At 29.2% G+C, this 18,008-nt stretch carries 14 protein-coding genes; 11 read left to right on the top strand and 3 right to left on the bottom strand.

The features are described 5' to 3' along the window. Positions 1 to 651: 651 nt before the first annotated feature. Together IEW75_RS09250 and IEW75_RS09245 are read right to left on the bottom strand one after the other, a co-directional pair. A complete protein-coding gene (locus tag IEW75_RS09250; RefSeq protein WP_134246753.1) occupies positions 652 to 1,290 on the bottom strand; it encodes a class I SAM-dependent methyltransferase in 639 nt (212 codons plus the stop codon). 174 nt (positions 1,291 to 1,464) lie between these two features. After that, entirely contained in the window at positions 1,465 to 2,127 is a 663-nt protein-coding gene (locus IEW75_RS09245; RefSeq protein ID WP_204744137.1) for an outer membrane lipoprotein-sorting protein, read from the bottom strand. 278 nt (positions 2,128 to 2,405) lie between these two features. Here IEW75_RS09245 and IEW75_RS09240 point away from each other — a divergent pair, with 278 nt between their 5' ends. From IEW75_RS09240 to IEW75_RS09195, 10 genes are all read left to right on the top strand, one after another. Beyond that, on the top strand, positions 2,406 to 3,050 hold the full coding sequence (locus tag IEW75_RS09240) for a thiamine phosphate synthase (RefSeq protein ID WP_134246754.1): 645 nt from the start codon (positions 2,406 to 2,408) through the stop codon (positions 3,048 to 3,050). A 397-nt stretch (positions 3,051 to 3,447) separates the two neighbouring features. Continuing rightward, positions 3,448 to 4,884, top strand: a complete 1,437-nt coding sequence (locus IEW75_RS09235) for a M28 family metallopeptidase (protein ID WP_204744139.1) — start codon at positions 3,448 to 3,450, stop codon at positions 4,882 to 4,884. A 135-nt stretch (positions 4,885 to 5,019) separates the two neighbouring features. After that, positions 5,020 to 7,344 carry a hybrid sensor histidine kinase/response regulator gene (locus tag IEW75_RS09230; RefSeq protein ID WP_134246756.1) on the top strand — a complete coding sequence of 775 codons (2,325 nt, stop codon included), beginning with the start codon at positions 5,020 to 5,022 and terminating at the stop codon, positions 7,342 to 7,344. 3 nt (positions 7,345 to 7,347) lie between these two features. After that, positions 7,348 to 7,716 (top strand): response regulator transcription factor, encoded by a 369-nt coding sequence (locus IEW75_RS09225; protein ID WP_134246757.1) that lies wholly within the window; start codon positions 7,348 to 7,350, stop codon positions 7,714 to 7,716. A 34-nt stretch (positions 7,717 to 7,750) separates the two neighbouring features. After that, positions 7,751 to 8,854 carry a HEAT repeat domain-containing protein gene (locus IEW75_RS09220; RefSeq protein ID WP_134246758.1) on the top strand — a complete coding sequence of 368 codons (1,104 nt, stop codon included), beginning with the start codon at positions 7,751 to 7,753 and terminating at the stop codon, positions 8,852 to 8,854. A gap of 2 nt (positions 8,855 to 8,856) precedes the next feature. Further along, complete coding sequence (locus IEW75_RS09215; protein WP_134246759.1) at positions 8,857 to 10,296, top strand: glycosyltransferase family 2 protein; 1,440 nt, start codon at positions 8,857 to 8,859, stop codon at positions 10,294 to 10,296. A 23-nt stretch (positions 10,297 to 10,319) separates the two neighbouring features. Then, a complete protein-coding gene (locus IEW75_RS09210; RefSeq protein ID WP_134246760.1) occupies positions 10,320 to 12,752 on the top strand; it encodes an alkaline phosphatase family protein in 2,433 nt (810 codons plus the stop codon). A 1-nt stretch (position 12,753) separates the two neighbouring features. After that, positions 12,754 to 13,305 (top strand): class I SAM-dependent methyltransferase, encoded by a 552-nt coding sequence (locus IEW75_RS09205; protein WP_134246761.1) that lies wholly within the window; start codon positions 12,754 to 12,756, stop codon positions 13,303 to 13,305. 50 nt (positions 13,306 to 13,355) lie between these two features. Next, on the top strand, positions 13,356 to 14,624 hold the full coding sequence (locus tag IEW75_RS09200) for a YaiO family outer membrane beta-barrel protein (RefSeq protein WP_134246762.1): 1,269 nt from the start codon (positions 13,356 to 13,358) through the stop codon (positions 14,622 to 14,624). Positions 14,625 to 14,902: 278 nt separating this feature from the next. After that, positions 14,903 to 15,166 carry a hypothetical protein gene (locus IEW75_RS09195; protein WP_134246763.1) on the top strand — a complete coding sequence of 88 codons (264 nt, stop codon included), beginning with the start codon at positions 14,903 to 14,905 and terminating at the stop codon, positions 15,164 to 15,166. Between the two features lie 15 nt (positions 15,167 to 15,181). On the opposite strand, the gene IEW75_RS09190 is transcribed toward IEW75_RS09195, so the two are convergent. Further along, complete coding sequence (locus IEW75_RS09190; protein ID WP_134246764.1) at positions 15,182 to 16,516, bottom strand: DEAD/DEAH box helicase; 1,335 nt, start codon at positions 16,514 to 16,516, stop codon at positions 15,182 to 15,184. 396 nt (positions 16,517 to 16,912) lie between these two features. Between IEW75_RS09190 and IEW75_RS09185 the strand changes: the two genes are divergently transcribed. Next, positions 16,913 to 17,980, top strand: a complete 1,068-nt coding sequence (locus tag IEW75_RS09185) for a 6-phosphofructokinase (protein ID WP_134246765.1) — start codon at positions 16,913 to 16,915, stop codon at positions 17,978 to 17,980. Positions 17,981 to 18,008 lie beyond the last annotated feature (28 nt).

Here is an 18,008-nt window from a genome sequence, read left to right as displayed (position 1 = left end):
CAACGAAATACTTTTAAATAGTGAAAGGAAAAGTACAGGAACGTAAGATATGAGGTTTAAATGTTATTTATAAAAATTATATTCCATTCCACACACATTACGCTTCCCTCCTACGTCGTCGCATAAAAAGTGTTCCATTAACATTACAGAAGAAACTTTTTAGAATAAATTTTTTTAAGAAACTGAAGAAACAGCTTTCGCTTTTAACCAAAGCTCAAGTTACATAATGCAGAACATTATAGAACATTTTATATTATTGGTTTAGCCAGTGGCTGAAGCAATAATTAAGAATAATGGCGCGTTGGCAAAATTCCACAAAAGTTTAATGTTTGTAAGAAATAATTCTACATTATGCTAAATATCCAAGAAGCCTTTTATTTCTTGACGATATTCTGTACTTAGGTAAATAAAATTTCAAATACTCGATTCTCGTGGATTAGGAATTTTAGATTTATTAGGAAGTCATTTGTAGCTATAATTTGCCATTATGTTAATGTACGCTCACTCACCCAAATGTTCTAGTTGCATCTTGTCTAAAAGTTGCCTTTTTTATAGTAAATCATTATTATTACTTCAAAGATTGTAAAACTTTAAAATTAACTTAAATAGCTTTATAACAGCGATTTAATTTTTACCACAGTAATAATATGTTTATTTTTTCACAGCCTTAACAACTACAAAAGATCCTTCACCATATCCTTCTTTTGGTGTTTGAATTTTTTTAATAGTAGCTAACTTACCAAATAGTGTTTGATTGAATTCTAGATCCTTAAATTTAACATCTTTTAGTAATTTTTTTACTTTATCAACTGAATAATAGGTTGCGTTTTCAAAAAAAGTGCTTCGATACCGTTTCTCTTCGTATTGCTGGGCTATGGCTTGTTCTTTGTCTAAAAAAGCTATAATTATAGATCCTCCTCGTTTTAAAACCCGATGTGCTTCAATTAATGCCGCTGTTAAATCGTTAAGATGACAAATGGTTACAAAAAGTAAAAAGTCGAAATGATAATCGCTATATGGCAGTTGCTCTGCAACGCCTTTCATAATTTCAATACCTCTCTTCATGGCTTTTTTCGCCATTTCTTCAGAAGGTTCTATACCTTCTTTAATTCCTAAAGCTTTAGAAAACCTTCCCGTACCTAAACCAACCTCAATTCCATAAATATTTTCAGGTAGTTTTAATAGTTGCTCTTTAATTGCTGCTACCTCAGATTGAAAAACTTCTGGATAATTATCATACCAAGCTTCATAAGCTGCTACATTTTTGTTGAATATTTCTGTTTGTAACATGATTATTATATTTTATAGTTGTTAAAAATTTATACGTAGAATCTTTAAATGATTTACAATTCTTTAAATTTAAGAACCACAAATAAAAACCAAAATGATATTGGTCATTTATAGGTTTTTTATTGATAATCAACAATTTAAACTAAGACCCTTACCCAAATTTGTTTTACACCATTAAAGCTGAACAATTTTTGCCGTAATTTTTCTACCTCCAACTTCTTTAACCTCACTAGAATTCATGATATTTACCAATTCACCGTCTTCATCATAGAATTCTGCTTTTAGTTGTAAAAAATCAGTAGCGTCAATCCAAACAACTACCTTCTCCCACACAATAGCTGCGGAAGGTTTTGGTATCATTTCAATTTTATAGCAGTCTTTATTGAACATAATTTCTTTACCTAAATAATTATGATTATAATCTGAAACTGATGAAGCTTCTTTAACCAAATCGTCATTAGTAAAATCGGTTCCCATCCAACTTTGCGACATCATTGACGGAGGTAATTTGATAGTACGTTCAATTGAAGGAATCCAGTTCCAAACTTCTTTTGTACGTTTTAAAAAAACAGTTCCTTTTTCTTTTGCTGGAGAAGTAATTAAAATCATAGAATAATCATCACCCTTAGACCAAGCTTTCATATTCATTTCTCTACTCCAAGTAGGTCTTATTATTTTGATGGTGATATCTGCTTCTGAAGTTTTACCACGCATATTATCATCAGCTTTCTTAACAATTTCTTTTGCTGAAAGATTTTGTTGAGAATACATGCAGGTAAAAGGCATAGCACAAATAACTACACCAATTATTAATTGTAAGAATTGTTTTTTCTTCATAATACTAAAGTTAACCAATCGCAAAAGGAATAAAAATGATTGTTATCAGTCAGTGAAATAACTTCCTTCACTACATTCGTTAATTTAATTAAGTATTTACTCGCTGCCCTTTATTTTTAAATATGAGCTCGTAAATCTCCTATTTTAGATTTCATGAATCGTGTTAAAGCAGCTTTTTTGTATAAAACTTTACTTTAAGCATTTGGATAATTAAACATTCGTATTTTTGTCGCCAATTTGCAATGAGAAATCTATTTTCAATAACAAGAAACAAAAAAATGACTATACCTAAACTACATTATATATCTCAAGGAAACTCTCCAAAAGAACATTTAGAAAACATACAAAAAGCGTGTACAGCCGGAGTAGAATTAGTGCAATTACGTTTAATAAATAGTTCAGAAAAGAAATTTTTAAAGTTAGCCAATGAAGCTAGAGAAATTACCGCTCATTTTCAGACCCGATTGATTATTAACGATCATTATAAAATTGCTAAAGAAATTAAAGCAGATGGCGTACAATTAGGAAAAACAGACACCTGCCCTATTATTGCTCGGAAACATTTATATACCTGGCAACTTATTGGTGGAACTGTTAATACTCTGAAAGACTGCGAAAAAGTCATCTCTAAAGATGTAGATTATATAAGTCTAGGCCCTTTTAGACAAGCTGCAACTAAAGAAAATTGTAATACAGCTTTAGGTTTAAACGGTTATACTTTAATTACAGAAGCCTTAAATACAGAGACACCAATTATTGGTTTTGGGAGCATAACTACTGAAGATGTTACAAACATATTGGAAACAGGCATTTCTGGAATTGCTGTATCTGATGAAATTACGAACAATTTTAATACCATAAAAACATTTAACCAATTGCTAAAAGCATCTTCAACAGAAGAACAGCGTTATACGTTTGAATAAAATTTAAACTGTTTTTAAATTTTATTATAAACTGTTGGTTCAACTCCCCCAGTAATTTTGAGATAGCTCCTACTTTATTGTTAAAAGAAATGTTTGACCAGTTATTTTATTTATTCTGGATTCTGGACATGAAAGTATTTTGATATAAAAAAAGATGCAAAAAATAGAGCTAGGTAATTCATAGTTAAATAATACAACTTTAATGCAAAATTATACAGGCTATTTATCTAGAACTTCCTAAATTTATTGTCTTAATTAATTTCAATAAATTATGCTTAAAAATATAAAATTTGTACTCCTAATTTTTACAATATTTAGCACAGCTACACTAATTAATGCTCAAAATAACCTTGTTAATAATAAAATAATACATATTGGCAAATATGACAATCAAACAATGAAACATTTAGATGTTTTATGCAATCGTTTTGGAGGACGGCTTATTGGTTCTGCTGGATATGATAATGCAGCTGAATGGGCGAAATTTAAATTTGAAGAATGGGGTCTAGAAGTTGAATTGGATGAAGCTGGTGAAGTACCTGTTGGATTTAATAGAGGTCCTTGGTTTGGTAGACTTATTGGTGATAAACCAATGCAATTACACTTTGCAACACCTTCTTATACCTCTGGTACGCAAGGTGTTCAAAGAGGTCATGTTTTAATAGAACCAAAAAACCAGTCCGAATTTAACAGCATAAAAAAAAGACTTAATGGTGCTTGGGTTTTAATTTCAGGAACCAATTCAGGTTGGCCAATAGATTTCTCTGAAAATGCAACTAAAAAAAGAGATTCTATTAAAAAGCTAAACGATATAATTGCTCAAAAAAATAGAAAAATTTCAACTGAAAATTGGTACAATCAAGGTAAGCCAAATTATCCAAAGGATTTCTTAAGTTTTATTGAAGAACCAGCGTTGTTTTACAAAGAAATGTGTGAAGCGGGAATTTTAGGAATCATTCAATCTTCTAAAATTCCATTAAGAGTATTATACGATAGAAAAAACATAGATAATATGACATTTGAAACTTTACCGACTGTTCCCGATATTAAGCTTGATGAACATCAATATAGTATCATAGAACAAATGGCTAAAGAAAGAAGATATTTTCAATTAGAATTTGATATTAGAAATCATTTTAAAATTGGACCTGTAAAGCATCATAATGTTATTGCAAAAATTATAGGAAGTGAATTTCCAGATGAATATGTTGTTATGGGGGCTCACTTAGATGCTTTTGATGTTGCAGCAGGAGGCGTAGATGACGGGTCGGGAGTTTCAGTAGTAATGGAAGCGGCTAGATTATTAATGAAATCTGGAGCAAGTCCAAAAAGAACGATAATTTTCGCGCTATTTTCTGGTGAAGAATTTGGGTTATTAGGTTCGTTAAGTTGGGTAAAACGTAATCACGATAAATTGGCTAACATCTCAAATATGTTTAATAGAGATGGCGGTCCAACGGTACCAATGAGTATTAGTGTAACTGAGGAAATGAAAGAAGATTTTAAGCCAATAGCAGCATTAATAAATACTATAAATCCTGATTTTCCTTTTGAATTAAAAATTAGAAAACCATCAAAAAAGCCAACAAAAGCAAGAGGTACGGATGCCGGGTCTTTCGCAGTTCAAGGAGTTCCAACCGTTAATTTTAATCTTGGAGACCCTAAGGGATACAATTTTAGTTACGGTGAAATTTGGCATACAGAAAGAGATTTGTACACTAAAAGTATTCCAGAATATCAAAATCACGCATCTATTGCTACCGCCATTATGTTAAATGAAATTGCTAATTTAAACCATTTATTACCTAGAGAAGGTTACTTTATCAAGGAATAATCCAATGTGATATTTGTCATTGTATTTTTAGACCTCAATGTCTAATTTAGATAATACCTATAAAATTTAAAAAATTAAATTTAGTTTGGTATTGTTCTTTTATTGAATTACTTTGAGTTTTATTAAAATTAGAATATGGCGGAAAACATAGATGTAGAAAAATTAAAGTTTTCAGATTTGCTATTAAATCAAATAAATTTAATAGTAATTGCTTGCGATATAAAAGGAAACATAAAGTATGTTTCAAATGCAACTGAAAAAATTACAGGATATAGTATTAATAATTTAAAGGGGAAACTTTGGTGGGAAAAAACATTTTCTTCAAAAGAAGATAGTAAAGTCTATAAAGAAAAAGTTTACGATGTAATTTCTGGAAAAACAAGTATAAGCTCCAAACCATATGACAGAAAATTAAAATGTAAAGATGGTAGTTTTAAATGGATTGAATGGAGAGATTCGCTCACAAACGACAACACTTATGTTTCTGTAGGTGTTGATATTTCAGACTGGAAAAAAACAGAAGAAATAAAAATTCAATCGGATAGCATTATAAATAGTGTAGATTCTATGATTTTTGTAAGTGATAAAGACGGAAATGTGATTTTTGCATCACCGTCTGTTGAAAGGGTGCTTGGTTATACTGTTGATGAAATTTTGGGAGAAAAATGGTGGGAAGTGACATATGAAGATCCTCAATTAGCGTTAAAAACAAAAAACGCTATATGCAACTTTGTGTTTTTTCATACAAAAGATTTTACAGATATTTCTAAACGAAAAATTAAAACAAAAAGAGGTGATTATAAATGGATAAAATGGGAATTATCTAAAGGTGTTAATAACACGTATATTTCCATTGGTTCAGATATTACAAATAAAATTTCAGAAAAAGGAGAATTAAAAAAGGCTAAAGAAACTGCGGAAAAATCATTAAAAGTAAAAGATGAATTTTTAGCCAATATGAGTCATGAAATTAGAACTCCACTAAATGCTCTTATAGGTTTTACCGATTTATTATTAGAAACAGATTTAAGTGTTGAGCAAAAACAGCATTTAGAAACAATGAAAAATTCTGGTGAAATTTTAAACTCTTTAATAAGTAATGTACTAGATCTTGCCAAATTAGATTCAAATAAACTAAGTATAGAAAATATTTCATTTAATCTTCATAAAAATCTTTACGAAATAGTGAAGCTAATGAAAATAAGAGCAGATGAAAAACAAATTGCATTAAATTTAATTATCAACCCAAACATACCTGTACAAGTATTTGGAGATCCAACTAGACTTAGCCAAATTTTGTTAAACCTAATTGGAAATGCCATTAAATTCACAAATAAAGGCTCTGTTACTGTAACAGTTAAACAAATTGAAGAGTCATCTGAAAATATAAAAATAAATTTTGAAGTATTAGATACAGGAATTGGAATAGTACCAAATAAAATAAACACTGTTTTTGGTGCTTTTACCCAAGCAAAAAGTGATACTTCTAGAATATATGGCGGAACCGGTTTAGGGTTAGCTATCGTAAAAAAATTAGTAAAACTTTTAAATGGAGATATCACTGTTCAAAGTGTATTTGGTAAAGGAAGTGTTTTTAATTTAAGATTACCATTTAAGAAAGACAATTCAATAACTGCTTCAACAGAAATTGAAAATAAAACAACCAAATTAGAACAACTGAATCTAAAAATTTTATTAGTTGAAGATAATAAAACAAATCAAATATTGGCAAAAACTAGATTAGAAAGATGGGGTTGTATAGTAACATTGGCAAATAATGGAATTGAAGGTGTAAAATTAGTTCAACATAATATGTATGATGTAATTTTAATGGATATTCAAATGCCTATAATGGATGGTTACGAGGCCACAAAAATAATTAAAAACGACCTTTCTGAAAAGACTTCTAAAATTCCAATTATAGCAATGACAGCTTATACTTCAAAAAGTGATATTCAAAGAGCTTTAGATGTTGGTATGAATGATTATATTTTTAAACCATTTAAAACAACCGAATTGTTTTCGCTTTTACAAAAGTATGGTGGAAATAAAAGTAATTTTGATGATAATGATATCCAACCAGTTGAAGAAAAGAAAACAGTTGCTAATAACCAAAAATATACAAATCTTAAATATTTAAAAGAGGAATCTTTGAATGAAAGCGAAATCTTAAAATTATTAATAGAGCAATTTTTAAAAGATTTAAATGATTTTTTAATTGTGTTAGATTTAGGATTAGAAGAACAAGATTGGGACTTATTGCACGGAGCAACTCATAAAGTTAAGTCAACTATAAGCATGTTTGGAATTTCTAAACTAGATCCAATTATACAAGAATTAACGGACAGATTCCGCCATAAAGAAAAATTAGATACTTTAGATGAGCTTTTAAGCTCGTGTAGAGAAATTATTAGTCACGTAAAGAAAGAATTACAAGCTGAACTTAAAATACTAAAATAATAGATGAGTGAAAAGAAAAAAATAGTATTAGCTGAAGATAACTCAACACTTTCTTTATTGTTGAAGTTTAGATTGCAAAAAGAAGGTTACGACATTTTTATAGCTAAAGATGGAAAACAAGCAATAGAATTAATTGAAGAGCACAATCCTGAATTAATTTTAACAGACATAATGATGCCTTACATAAGTGGTTTAGAGGTGATTAGCCACGTTAGGAATAAGTTAGAAATGAAAGTGCCAATTATTGTTTTTTCTGCGGCTGGACAGGAGGAAATGGTTTTAAAAGCATTTAGCCTGGGTGCAAATGATTTTATGGGAAAACCATTTAGCCCTAATGAATTGGTTATTAGAGTAAAAAGATTATTAAGCTAATAATTTAAAAGTTTGGCGAAATTGAAGTAAAAAAATGAATGATTACCAAAATATTTTAGAATATTTTAACCAACTACCAGTACTTGTTAAACTTGTTTGGTATGTTAGTTTTTTATTATTTATATTTATTTTGGGACTTATTTTCTATTTAAAAATATTACGAAATAATTTAAGGGAAAACGAAAAAAAAAGAATAAAGTATCAAAAAATTTATGAAGAGAATTTGATAAACTATTTATATGCTGGTGACGGTATAGAAGGTATTAGCCCAGAGCAGCGCGTGTTTATAAATAACATGAAAAAAGATATTTCAAATACCTTTAATAGAAATGTTCTTATTTCGGTTATGACTAAACTAGTAAACGATATTTCTGGAGAAATAGCTCAGGCAATTCATAAATTTTATTTTGAAACGGGGTTAATAGATTATTCTTTATTAAAATTAAAAGCCCGGAAGTGGGAAATAAAAGCTGCCGGAATTCATGAGTTAACTCAATTTGAAGTGAAGCAAGCTTATAATGAAATTGAAAAATTAATAAAGCACCCACATAAAGAAGTTAGAAATCAAGCTCAGTTATATTTGGTTAATTTATTTCAATTTAAAGGTTTAAAATTTCTCAATGATTTAACATATCAATTATCTGAATGGGATCAAATACAACTTCTAGAAATTCTTCAAAAATTTGATAATCAAGAAATAACAGACATAACACTTTGGCTGAAATCAAACAACCTTTCAGTAGTAAAATTTGCTTTAAAATTAGCTAAAGTTTACAATCAATTCGAATCTAAAGAAACTCTATTAGAATTATTAAAGCATAATAATAAAGAAATTAGAGTAGAAACAATAAAAGTTTTAGGGTATTTTTATGATACTGATTCCAAAGAATATCTTAAATCTAACTTTCACGATATTACCGAAGGTGAACAAATTGCTTTTTTTAAACTGCTTGAAAATATTGCAGATCAAACAGATCAACATTTTATTATAGTAAACATTTCACATCCTAACTTTGAAATAAAATTAATGGCATTAAAAATTTTAAAAAACATCAATCAACCTAAATTTAATACCCTAAAGTTAGCAGAAAATGATATTGACGTAGAACGAATTGTTGAATTTATTAAAAACAACTAAGTATGGATAGTAGCACGGTAAGAATAATTTTACTTACAATACATGTATTGTTTTTTATATATGCGTTTTCAGTTATTTTTTCTTATGTATTACTATCTTTTGTTTCAGCTAGAGAGTCTAGTCAATACATGAAAAGAAATAGTTTTGTAAATTATAATGAAATCCTCTCCTCTACTGTATCTCCTTCAATTTCAATTATTGCTCCTGCTTATAATGAAAGTTTAAATATTATTGAAAATGTAAGGTCCTTACTTTCTAATCATTATGTAAATTATGATGTAATTATTGTTAATGATGGCAGTAAAGATGATAGCTTAGAAAAATTAATTAAAGCATATGATTTAGTAAAAGTAAATTATTTAATAAATCATCAAGTACCAACTAAACCACTTAGGGAAGGTGTTTTTAAGTCTACAAACCCGGCTTTTGAAAAATTAACTGTTGTAGACAAAGAAAACGGTGGAAAAGCCGATGCCTTAAATTGTGGATTAAACATTAGTCAAAGTAAGTTTGTAGCTTGTATAGATGTAGATTGCTTGCTACTTGAAGACGCGCTTCAAAAAATGATAAAACCATTTTTGGAATTGACTGATGTAAAAGTTATTGCTTCAGGTGGGGTAATTAGAATCGCCAATGCTTGTAAAATAAAAGAAGGTAAATTAATAGAAATTAACTTACCCAAAAAATTTATTGAAATTGCACAAATTTTAGAATATTTACGTTCATTTTTATTAGGTAGAATGGCATGGAGCCGTTTAAACGGATTGCTCGTAATCTCAGGTGCTTTTGGAATGTTTGATAAAAAAATTGCAATTGATGTGGGTGGCTACGATACCAATACGGTAGGTGAAGATATGGAAATTATTGTAAGAATGAGAAGGAGCATGGAAGAGCAGAATATAAAGTATAAAGTAGCTTATATCCCCGACCCTCTTTGTTGGACGGAAGCTCCTGACAATTATAAAATCTTGATTTCTCAAAGAAATAGATGGACTAGAGGTACTATTGAAGTTTTAAAAAAGCACAGGAAAATTGGCTTTAATCCTAAGTATAAATTTTTAGGAATGTTAAGTTATCCTTATTGGTTTTTTTATGAGCGATTAGCACCAATTATTGAAATAATTGGAATACTTTATTTTATTGTTTTAATTGCTCTTGACAATGTAAAGTGGGATTATGCTTTTGCCTTTTTTCTAGCTGCTTATTTATTTACTATAATGTTTACAATAATTGCTATTTATTCTGAAGAACTTACATACCACCAATACACAAAGAAAGGAACAGGAATTAAATTATTATTAGTAACTCTTCTAGAACCTTTTGTATTACACCCTTTTATTTTATATGCTGGAATTAAAGGAAATATAGATTATTATTTTAATAAAAAAATAAAATGGGGAGAAATGAAAAGAAAAGGATTGTCTAAAGGGGAATCCAATTAATTACAAAATAATATCAAGAAAATATGAAAAATAAAAACTTTAGAAATTTTAGCTATAAATATATTTACTTAACGTTTTCATTAATTATAAGTTTTTGGGCAATAAATTTATTTGCTCTTTTTATAACAATGACAGGTGGTTTGAATCAAACAAATATTGGGATTTCATTATTTTATAAATTACTCAATGATTTTTGGGTAGGTTTGGGGATTGGTTTGTTGTTTCTTCCATTATATCTGATATTTTATTTTATTAAAAAGCCAGTAGGAATTATTTTTATTAAAGTGTTGTTTACTTTAATTATAATCGGTCAATTTGCTTTGGTTAAATACAATCTTACCACACATGTTAATCTCGGTGCAGATATTCTAGGATATTCTTTAAATGAGATGTCCACTACGGTTGCTGCTTCGGGATCAGTATCATTCTTCTCCTTTTTGCCTTTCATTGTGTTATCTATGTTTTTTTTTGGCATCAATTTCACTTTTAATAAATTTACAAATGAGCGAAAATTTTTTGCATCTACCTTTATTATACTCCTTATTTTTGGTAGTTCAAAATTAATTTTTTCTGAAGCTTCAGAAACTATTTATAAAAATAAGTTATCCTTTTTAGGTACCGATATTTATAAGTATCAGCTAGAAAGAAAACTTATGGATACCTATAATTTAACGAAAAAAGATGAGTATCCACTACTAAAATCCTTTCAAGATTCGAATGATGTTTTATCCCCATTTTTTAATATTAAAGAAGAAAAACCTAATATAGTTATTATTATGGTAGAAGGATTGGGTAGTGAATTTGTTGGGAAAGGTAACTACGGTGGGTTTACGCCTTTTCTAGATTCTTTAATACCTCAATCATTATTTTGGGAAAATTTTGTTAGTAATACAGGAAGAACTTTTGGATGTGTGCCTTCCTTACTGGGTTCTCTCCCTTATGGCGAAAAGGGATTTATGGAATTAAATCCGATACCTTCTCATTTTTCTCTCATCAGTGTTTTAAAAGCAAATGATTATACAACTTCTTTTTATGCTGGACATCAAACAAATTTTGACCGATTAATTAATTTTTTGGAGTACAATAAGGTTGACCATGTTATTAATGAAAGTAGTTTTGGACCCGAATATGTTAAAACAGTAGGTAATTCAGATGGCTTTTCTTGGGGTTATCCTGATTCCGAAATATATAAAAAAACATTATCGGAATTAGATAGAAAAAAAATGCCAAGATTGGATATTGTTATGACTCTTACTAACCATGAACCATTTGAATTTGCTTTAAAGGATACTTATTTAGAAAAAGTATATAGCTTGATGAATTCAGAGCAAACTTTCAAGATTGATAAACAAGAAATAACAGCATATAAAGATATTTTTGCAAGCTTACTTTATACCGATAAGTCTTTAGAAAATTTTATGCTTGAATATGCTAAAAGACCTGAATATAACAATACTATTTTTATTATAACAGGTGATCATAGATTAATTCCTATTGTTCAAAAAGATAAATTATGCCGATTTCACGTTCCTTTAATAATATTTAGTCCCATGTTAAAGCAAAGTGAGAAATTCAAATCTGTTTCTTCACATTGGGATGTAACACCAAGTTTACTTTCTTTTTTAATGAATAATTACAAATTTAATAATATGAAAGAAACTTTTTGGATGAGTCAGGGTTTAGACACGGCAAGGCAATTTAGAAACATTCATAAAATTCCTTTAATGAGGTATAAAGGAGCTATCAATGATTATATTTATAAAGACCATTTCTATTCATCTGATGAATTATATAAAATAAATGAAAATTTTGGAACGAACAAAATTATCGATGAAAACCTGCATAAAACGGTATCGGATTCATTCCTGGAGTTTAAAAAGTTGAATGCATACGTTACAAAAAAAAATAGAATATTCCCCGATTCTTTAAATATCTATACAGAACCTGCAGTTCAATTTACTAAAGAACATATGGCAATAATTGATACATTAACCAAGGAATTAAATTATGACCAAATTTTTATTGTAGCCAGAGATTTAGCCTTTAATAAGAAGTATGAAAAAGCAAGATTGTTATGTGATTATATTTTGAATGAATACCCTAGTTATTCTGATGCTCGAACTTTAAAAGGAAGAACCTTTGCGTGGGAAGGAAAATTTGAAAATGCTGAAGAAGAGTTGTTAAACGTATTAAAAAGAACCCCTTATTATGAGGATGGTTATATTGCTCTGTTGGATTTGTATTGGTGGTCATCACAAGATGAGAAATCAATAAATATAGTAAAGGAGGCTAAGGAGAATGGTATTAAAAACATCGACTTTAGTTTTAAATTGGCACAAGCATATCAAAGAATGAATAAATTAAATGAAGCAAATAAATTAATGGATAGCGTTTTGTTACTATATCCAAACAATGAATTGTACAAAGCTTTTAAAGAATCTATAAAAAAATTGTAAAATGATAAAAAAAATAAAAACATCAATAGCATTTACAAAAAATTTATTTGTAACAGGGGCAATTACTGAAACTAGTAGGAATACAGAGATAGAAATATGTAAATATATACCTAAAGGTGAAAATAAAATTATTGTTGAATTTGGGATGGGACATGGTAATATTACTAAAGAAATTCTAGATAGAATTTCTTCAACTTCAAAATTATATTCTTTTGAAGTTAATAAAAGCTTTTGTAAACAAGTGGAAAGTGAAATATCTGATAGCAGATTAATAATAATTAATGACGGAGCTGAGAATATTAAAAACCACATCAATGAAGATGTTGATTCTGTGATTGGATCAATACCTTTTTCCTTTTTTTCAAAAGAAAAGGGAATTGGAATAATTCAAGACTCTTATGATAAATTAGTGAATAACGCCTATTTTAGTCAAGTCTTATATACAAAGTATAATTTTAAAAAGTTTCAACAAATTTTTGATAAATGTTACATGAAGTCCATAAAACATACTCCCACAGAATATGTTTATTACTGCAAAAAAGAGTGTAATTAATGTTTTGCACATATAAACTAATTATATTTAAGTTTTGAAATAAATAACATATGGTACTAAAAATAATAGTTAAGCTTTCATACATTTTTATCTTTATAATAGTTTTGCCAATTTCTGCTCAACAAAAGGTATTTAATGGAAACCCTGATACTGCTTTTGAGAAAGCAAGAAACATGGCTTTTAATGGACAAAGAAAACAAGCTCAAGATACTTTATTGCTAATATTAACAAAGTATCCTAATTATCATGATATCCGCTCATTCTTGGCCAGCACTTATTCTTGGGATGGAAATTATGCAGATGCAAGAAAAGAATTTAAGTATGTTTTACAAAAAGATTCAGATAGGCAAACTTCTTGGGTGGCTGCTATAAATAATGAACTATGGTCTGAAACTCCCTTTTCGGCTTTAAAAATGGCTAATGAAGCATTGATTTATTTTCCAAATGATGCAGAGCTTTTGTTGTTAAAAGCGAGGGCCGAAGCAAATTCTAAAAACCCAAAAGAGGCATTAATTACTGTTAATGCTCTTTTAGAAACAAACCAAAACAACCAAAAAGCTATTGAATATAAAGAGAGTTTAATTCAAGGATTGAGGTTTAATTCAATTGGAATTAGTTATAATACAGATTTATATTCGGAAGTATTTGACCCTATGCAGTATTATACCCTATATTACAGTAGGGCAACTAAATTTGGAAGCATTACTTCAAAAATAAATTTTAATAGAAGGTTTCAGGATAACGGCTTGCAATTTGAGATTGATATGTATCCACGAATTATAACGGGTTTATATGCTTATTTAAATGTTGGGTTTTCAAATTCTTATTTGTTTCCAAAATTTAGATTTGGAGCAGAATTATACAAATCATTACCTCATAGTTTTGAAGCTTCTTTAGGAATTAGAACATTGAAATATAGTACTACCACAAATATTTTCACGGGTTCTGTAGGTTGGTACACTGGAAATAGTTATTTTTCTTTACGACCATATGTTACGCCAGGAGATTCAGGTTCTAGCATTTCAGGAGGACTTACTTATAGATTGTATAGAAGCGATGCTGATAATTATTTTGGTGTGTCCGGATCAATGGGCTACTCTCCAGATGAGTACGAACAAAATAATCAAGGCACTATTGTAAATGAAAAAATAAGTTTTGAATCTCAAAAAATTAAGTTAAGGTATTATTTTACATCAAAAAACAATAAAAATGCATGGGGAACTCAGGTAGGCATTACACATCAAGAAATTACTTTTGACGAAGGAAATTTCTTTTGGATCTACTCTCTAGGGCTCTCTTGGAATCTAAAATTTAAATAACATATTCATCTATTTAGTGTTCTTTATTTGTTAGAAAAATACAGTATTCAATTATTCAATTTCTAACTTTTAGCCAATATCATGTGCGTTTTTAAGTTTTATAGAAGTATCGTCTTTTAATATCTTGCGAAGTTTAGAAATATAAGTATCTAAGCTTCTTCCTAAAAACACGCCATTATCTTCCATACCTTTTTGATTAATATATCTCTTTTAATTATTTGGTTAGGTTTAACTTTAAGTTGGACATCGCCAAAGGAGAATTTAAAGGCAAATTCTTCATGGATTTAGGAAGTTACAAAGACTTAAATTTTAATGGCACAATTATAAAAACTCCACTATCTGTAGTAGAAAAAGCATCACAAGTGAATTGGGTTCGTGAAAACACTACCTACAAACGGCCTTTAAAGGTAAAATCAAAATACGATTTTGAAGCATTTGGAAGAATCCGTTTTACCATCGAGCCACGCTGTACTTTGGAGGAAATCCCGCTTGGAATTATTTGTAAAGACGGAATACTAAAAATTACATCTCCTAAATGTTAATTTTAAATAAATAACCTAATTTTTCTTTTTAGAAGTTTCTTTGGCTGTAGTTGAACTATTGGTTTGAGTATAATGGTTAGCAAGTATTTTTTCTATTAATTCCTCTTTGGTTAAATGATGAAACACTGTTCTTACTTTCTGCTTTAACTGCACTGGAATAGCACGATTTGGTTTTGTTTTAAAGATCTTTTTCGCCCATAATAAGGTATTATTTTCTTCAATACTTTGTGTATTTGCTTTTTTATATTCATTAAAAACAATGCCTAATTCTTTTTCAAAATCAGCAATATCTTCAACTTCTTCTTGTTGTAAAACAGTTAATGAAAGTCCTGAAGCTCCTGCCCTAGCCGTTCGTCCGCTTCTATGCACATACGTATCAAAAGTATCTGGCAAATGATAGTTTACAACATAAGAAATTTCTTGAACATCAATACCTCGTGCAGCTAAATCGGTAGCTACTAAAATATCAATATAACCCTCTCTAAACTGTCCCATAATTCTATCACGAATTGGTTGTGACAAACTTCCATGAATGGCGCCTGATGAAAATTTATTTATGGCTAAGTTTTTTGCTAATTTATTTACAGCAGCTTTTGTTTTACAAAAAATAATTCCGCGCTCTCCTTCTTTTGAATTTAAGAAATGAAGTAAAACCTCTAACTTTTCTATAGGCTCAACTACCACATATTGATGGTCAATACCTTGGTGACCAATTATTTCCATATCAGCCTCTACCTGAATTATATGTTTAGACATATAATTTTGAACCAATTGTTTTATAGCACCTGGCATAGTTGCAGTAAACAACAATGTTCTTTTGGTTTTTGGTATTTCAGATATAATAGTATCCAAATCTTCTTTTAAAGCGGTTACCATTTCATCTGCTTCATCTAACACTAAATATTTTAAATTTTTAATGTTGATTTCTTCTCGTTTTAATAAATCTACCAAACGACCAGGAGTTGCCACAACAATATTTGGACTATTTTTTAAACTTTCAATTTGAGGTTTTATAGGAGTTCCTCCAAAAATTGGGACAATAGAAATTGATGAATTATTATCTGAGAACGAAACCAAATTTGTATAAATTTGTTGCCCTAACTCTCTTGTTGGAGCTAAAATAACTGTTTGTATTGTTGGGTTTTCTATGTCAATTAGTTGTAATAAAGGAAGTCCAAAAGCAGCCGTTTTACCAGTTCCTGTTTTTGCTAAAACTACAAGATCTTTAGATTCATTTAGAATAAGTGGAATTGTTTTTTCTTGAACTAATGTTGGAACAACTATATTTAAATCTACTAAACTTTGTTGAAATTCATTTTTAATTCCTAAATCGGAAAACTTTTTTGACATAAAATATTTTTTGCAAAGATAAGGACACTTTTATAAGAAATTGATCCTATTATATTTTTTTTCGCTATGATCTCGTTTGCTGAAACAATTCTTTGAATAATCAACGGGTAATTAATAATTTCATTGGTTCCTGCATAAATTCTAGTGACTCAATTATTCGCTTAAACATCCTCAATTGAATAATCCCAGCTATATATTTAACTTATATAGGAACCTTTCAGTATGCTACAAGTTTAACAACAACGAATATAAGTAAACATCAACAAGTATGATTTAAATCATTAATAATTACTTCACCATTTTTTAAATTTGCAATCTTTTACGGAGTATTCCATTACTCTAGTTTAAAATCAAATTATTGCTTAAATTAATAATCCTTTAAATAAAGGAAATAAGATGAAAAAAAGAATTTTAATTGTAAATAGCGGTGGCGATTGTCCTGGAATGAATGCTGTAATCCGTGCTATTGTAAAACGAGCTTCCAGAGAAATAGATTGGGAAATAATAGGAAGTATAAATGGTTTTGACGGTTTTTTAGCAGAACCACTCGAAATAATGCCATTAACCAAAGATATAGTTGAAGGAATCCATATTCATGGAGGAACAATTTTAACAACGAATAATAAACGGAATCCCTTTTGTTATCCTGTAAAACAAGAGGATGGAACAATAGTAAATGAAGATGTTTCAGACAAACTGATATACAACCTAAAAGTATTTGGTTTTGATGCTATCATTCATATAGGAGGAAATCAATCTCATAAAATTTCACTTAAACTAGCTCAAAAAGGTGTAAACATTATTGGAATTCCAAAAACGATTAACAACGATCTAGCTTCAACAGATTATTCTTTTGGTTTTCAAACCGCTGCCCAATTAGCAACTGAAGCTGTAGATAAACTAGTAACAACTGCAAGTTCACATAATAGAGTCTTAATTTTAGAAGTTATGGGACGTGATGCAGGTTGGATAGCATTGCACGCTGCTGTTGCAGGTGGTGCAGATGTTTGTTTAATTCCTGAAATTCCATTTAGTATGGATAAGGTTATAGAAAAATTAAAATCCAGATATTCAGCCGATGGTCGAGGATTTGCAAACATAGTAGTTGCTGAAGGTGCATATTTTAAAGATGAAAAAGGTGGAATTGTTTCTGGAAATATAGCAAGTAAAATTACCGCTGCTTTAAAAGAAATAAATTTTGAAGCCGATATTAGAGAAACTATTCTAGGTCACTTGCAACGAGGAGGGACACCAAATGCTTTTGATAGAATTTTAGCTACAGAACTAGGTGTTAAGGCTTTTGAATTAGTGAAAGAAAAGAAATTTGGAACTATGGCTATTCATAAAAACTCTGAATTAACGCATATTAATTTAAAGGAAGTTATAGATAAATACAATAAAGTTGATTTATCAAATGATTTAATTCATACCGCAAAAGGAGTAGGAATTAGCTTTGGAGATTAGAAATTAATTAAACTTAAAGACAACATTT

The organism is Lutibacter litoralis, assembly GCF_014646675.1.
Lineage (GTDB): Bacteria > Bacteroidota > Bacteroidia > Flavobacteriales > Flavobacteriaceae > Lutibacter > Lutibacter litoralis.
This window is presented reverse-complemented; position numbering and strand designations above follow the sequence as displayed.

Bases quoted from the DNA above. Each gene is read 5' to 3' on its own strand.
- IEW75_RS09190 (WP_134246764.1), bottom strand. From the start codon at position 16,516: ATGTCAAAAAAGTTTTCCGATTTAGGAATTAAAAATGAATTTCAACAA.
- IEW75_RS09210 (WP_134246760.1), top strand. From the start codon at position 10,320: ATGAAAAATAAAAACTTTAGAAATTTTAGCTATAAATATATTTACTTA.
- IEW75_RS09205 (WP_134246761.1), top strand. From the start codon at position 12,754: ATGATAAAAAAAATAAAAACATCAATAGCATTTACAAAAAATTTATTT.
- IEW75_RS09230 (WP_134246756.1), top strand. From the start codon at position 5,020: ATGGCGGAAAACATAGATGTAGAAAAATTAAAGTTTTCAGATTTGCTA.
- IEW75_RS09250 (WP_134246753.1), bottom strand. From the start codon at position 1,290: ATGTTACAAACAGAAATATTCAACAAAAATGTAGCAGCTTATGAAGCT.
- IEW75_RS09200 (WP_134246762.1), top strand. From the start codon at position 13,356: ATGGTACTAAAAATAATAGTTAAGCTTTCATACATTTTTATCTTTATA.
- IEW75_RS09240 (WP_134246754.1), top strand. From the start codon at position 2,406: ATGACTATACCTAAACTACATTATATATCTCAAGGAAACTCTCCAAAA.
- IEW75_RS09220 (WP_134246758.1), top strand. From the start codon at position 7,751: ATGAATGATTACCAAAATATTTTAGAATATTTTAACCAACTACCAGTA.
- IEW75_RS09195 (WP_134246763.1), top strand. From the start codon at position 14,903: ATGGATTTAGGAAGTTACAAAGACTTAAATTTTAATGGCACAATTATA.
- IEW75_RS09225 (WP_134246757.1), top strand. From the start codon at position 7,348: ATGAGTGAAAAGAAAAAAATAGTATTAGCTGAAGATAACTCAACACTT.
- IEW75_RS09235 (WP_204744139.1), top strand. From the start codon at position 3,448: ATGAAACATTTAGATGTTTTATGCAATCGTTTTGGAGGACGGCTTATT.
- IEW75_RS09215 (WP_134246759.1), top strand. From the start codon at position 8,857: ATGGATAGTAGCACGGTAAGAATAATTTTACTTACAATACATGTATTG.
- IEW75_RS09185 (WP_134246765.1), top strand. From the start codon at position 16,913: ATGAAAAAAAGAATTTTAATTGTAAATAGCGGTGGCGATTGTCCTGGA.
- IEW75_RS09245 (WP_204744137.1), bottom strand. From the start codon at position 2,127: ATGAAGAAAAAACAATTCTTACAATTAATAATTGGTGTAGTTATTTGT.